This is a genomic window from Robertmurraya sp. (genome assembly GCF_036676585.1).
Taxonomy (GTDB): Bacteria; Bacillota; Bacilli; order Bacillales; family Cytobacillaceae; genus Robertmurraya_A.
On sequence record NZ_JAKFCQ010000192.1, the window covers coordinates 1 to 2,892 of the forward strand.

General features: G+C 38.7%; 5 protein-coding genes. 3 read left to right on the forward strand and 2 right to left on the reverse strand.

Translation table 11 applies throughout. The features are described 5' to 3' along the window. Positions 1-115: 115 nt before the first annotated feature. The gene (locus ACGLXV_RS24020; protein ID WP_391560608.1) at positions 116-568 is read right to left on the reverse strand and encodes a VOC family protein; all 453 of its coding nucleotides are present in this window, start codon (positions 566-568) and stop codon (positions 116-118) included. 457 nt (positions 569-1,025) lie between these two features. Continuing rightward, positions 1,026-1,541 carry a GNAT family N-acetyltransferase gene (locus ACGLXV_RS24025; protein WP_391560609.1) on the reverse strand — a complete coding sequence of 172 codons (516 nt, stop codon included), beginning with the start codon at positions 1,539-1,541 and terminating at the stop codon, positions 1,026-1,028. A gap of 175 nt (positions 1,542-1,716) precedes the next feature. On the opposite strand from ACGLXV_RS24025, the gene ACGLXV_RS24030 reads away from it, so the two are divergent. The 3 genes from ACGLXV_RS24030 to ACGLXV_RS24040 are packed head-to-tail and all read left to right on the forward strand — an operon-like array spanning position 1,717 to position 2,578. Beyond that, positions 1,717-1,872 carry a LysR family transcriptional regulator gene (locus tag ACGLXV_RS24030; protein ID WP_391560612.1) on the forward strand — a complete coding sequence of 52 codons (156 nt, stop codon included), beginning with the start codon at positions 1,717-1,719 and terminating at the stop codon, positions 1,870-1,872. Positions 1,873-1,887: 15 nt separating this feature from the next. Continuing rightward, on the forward strand, positions 1,888-2,319 hold the full coding sequence (locus ACGLXV_RS24035) for a LysR family transcriptional regulator substrate-binding protein (protein ID WP_391560610.1): 432 nt from the start codon (positions 1,888-1,890) through the stop codon (positions 2,317-2,319). After that, positions 2,312-2,578: a hypothetical protein gene (locus ACGLXV_RS24040; protein ID WP_391560611.1), complete on the forward strand. Its 267-nt coding sequence runs from the start codon at positions 2,312-2,314 to the stop codon at positions 2,576-2,578. The genes ACGLXV_RS24035 and ACGLXV_RS24040 overlap by 8 nt, the downstream gene beginning before the upstream one ends. The last annotated feature ends 314 nt before the right edge of the window (positions 2,579-2,892 follow it).

The following is a 2,892-nucleotide window of genomic DNA, read 5'->3' on the forward strand; positions in this document are numbered from 1 at the left end:
AATGCGGTGTTTATATGATGCACCCGACTTCTTCGAGATACTTTCACACTGCTTTTCTGTTTCTATTTTTACTCTAGTAATGTATATTTCAGTTAAGTCTTCTTTTAAACGTCACTTATTTATTACCGAGTTGTTCCGCCAAACCGATTAGAAGTCCTTCATTTCCACGAATGTAGCAGAGCCGATACGAGTCCTCGTACTGAACCACTTCGCCAACGAGCTGAGCACCATACTTAGTGAGTCTGGATACCATTTCGTCAATGTCTTCAACGGTGAACATGACGCGTAGATAACCGAGGGCATTTACAGGAGCAGTTCGGTGATCTGATATAGTAGGTGGGGTGAGAAATCGCGAAAGTTCAAGTCGGCTGTGGCCATCTGGGGTAACCATCATAGCAATCTCTACACACTGTGAACCCAGCCCGGTTACGCGACCAGCCCATTCATCTTCGACAGTAGCTCGCCCTTCGAGCTTCAAGCCAATCTCCTCGAAGAAAGAGATTGCGTCATCAAGGGATTCTACAACGATGCCAACATTGTCCATTCTTAGTAATTTGTTTTTTGCCATAGTTTTATCTCCTTATGTGTACAAATTTATTACCTGATCATCTTCATATTTATTCTATCAAGAATTACCAATTCCTTCCAAGCGATTAACATCTTGTCACAGTTCATGATAACAAAGATAAGTCACAGTATAGTAAAATGTGAAATTTGGTTTTCGGATATGTCATATTAACTTTTACTCAACGAAATTCAATTCGTAATTACCGTAATAAGATCGTTTTACGTAATAAAATTACGTAGATACCCCTTTTCTAAACTCCTAATATTTTTATACTTTAACAATTCGGAGTTACGATATTATCTCCTACTTATTATTTTTAATCATTAAACTAAACTGCCCGTTTAACACAACAACAAAGGCTGCCTTTTGTCAGCAGCCTTCTTTTCATTTTATTTAATTCTCGAACCCGATATTTAAGCAAACACTTCACCAATCCAAGAGTTTTCAGTATCCGTGCCTACTCTCCTTCTGTTGGTTCAGGCGGTCCACTCAAATCCAGTTGATAGAACGCTAAATCGAGCCATTGTCCGAACTTGTAGCCAGCCCTTCGTATCGTGCCTGAATGAGAGAATCCCAGTGTTTGATGCAAAGCGATACTTGCTTGGTTAGTGGCATCAATGCCTGCAATAAGTGTGGCGTATCCGTTAATTTCAGCGAGGTTTATAATCTCACGCATCAGTAATTTTCCTGCTCCCTTTCCACGATAATCATTATGCACATAGACAGAATGCTCGATGGAATATTTATAAGCAGGCCAAGGCCGGAACGGGCCATAAGTAGCAAATCCTCTAATGTGTCCCCCATCCTCTATTACCAAGATCGGATATCCATTCTCTTGTTTATTACGAAACCAATCTAATCGATTTTCGAGCGTTTGCGGTTCATAAGAGTACACTGCGGTTGTATTCATTATTGCGTCGTTATAAATATCGAGAATTTCAGGTAAATCCGATTCCTCAGCTTTTCTCAGCATTTGTGTATCCTCCGATTTGTTTACACTTGGAATTTGTTTTCTATATTTTACCCCCCTTTTTCTATATCGTAAAATTGACCTTTTCAATCATTTGCCATAGGATAAAGTTATAGCAAGGTAGTGTGGATATGACATTTCAACAAATTCGGTATATAGTAGAAATCGCCATAACTCGATCAGCAAAGCCGCCTCCTCACTTTATGTAACGCAGCCCTCTATCAGTAAAGCCGTTCAGGAACTAGAGGCCGAATTGGGGATTACCATTTTAGACAGAAAGAATAAAGGAGTCGTCTTTACTAAAGATGGGACCGAATTATTATTCTATTCTTAGATGCTTCTCGAACAAATGGAGTCTGTTGTTTACCATTTTAACAAGCACAATAAAACTGAATTAACAAAGTTGTCCATTTCCTCACAACACTACGGTTTTGTAATAGAGGCTGTTGCAAGTCTGATCCATTATTTTGCGGAACGAAAATATGAGTTGACCATTCGGGAAGGAAAAACACGCAATGTGATTGAAGACGTATACGCCAACAGAAGTTTGTTGGGGATTTTATCTCTAACCGATTTAAACAGAAATTTTTTTGAACGCTATTTTATCTCGAAATCATTAAAGTTTACTCCACTCACTTCGATGAAGCAGCACGTCTTTCTCCGAAAAGAACATCCTCTAGCTCATCTCAAGTTAATTACCATAGAACAACTGAAGGATTATCCTTATTTGACCTACCAAGGTACTGCTCCATTTTGCGGAAGAAGCTATCAATGTGGATAAAATCGGAAAACGGGTCTATCTAAAGGATCGAGGTACGATGAATAATCTTCTATCTAATACAGATGGATACAATCTTGGAACGGGCTGTATCGTCAAAAATTACATGAACCTGAATATTATTTCTATTCCATTGGATGAGGGGTGTCAGATACAAGTGGGCTATGTGAAACGAAATGATGTATTTTTAACAGAAGAGATTTCAGTTTATATCGACTTATTATCAGATGCTTTGGAGAAATCTAAACCGAAAAATCTATAGTTTACGTGACAAAAAACTGCCCGTTCCGTATCCAGTACCAAAAACCTTCGTTTATCAGGTCCCAAATCCATTCCTATAATCAAAATTCGATTTTTATATTACAAGGATGGGTTTTGGTCGTATCCGGGCTATTAAACTAACCTGCCCAATAGCGGAACAATGGAAAAGGATGCCGAAGCATCCCTATACACGCTCTCGATCCCCTAATGTAGGATCAACCGTATAATGTTGAAGAGATAAAGATCTAACACCCATATATAGAACATATCTTTTGGGATTAGCATATACCACATTAGAACAATGCTCAAATCTGG

Excerpts from the sequence above, each read along its gene's own strand:
- ACGLXV_RS24020 (WP_391560608.1), bottom strand. The coding sequence starts at position 568 with ATGGCAAAAAACAAATTACTAAGAATGGACAATGTTGGCATCGTTGTA.
- ACGLXV_RS24025 (WP_391560609.1), bottom strand. The coding sequence starts at position 1,541 with ATGCTGAGAAAAGCTGAGGAATCGGATTTACCTGAAATTCTCGATATT.
- ACGLXV_RS24035 (WP_391560610.1), top strand. The coding sequence starts at position 1,888 with ATGGAGTCTGTTGTTTACCATTTTAACAAGCACAATAAAACTGAATTA.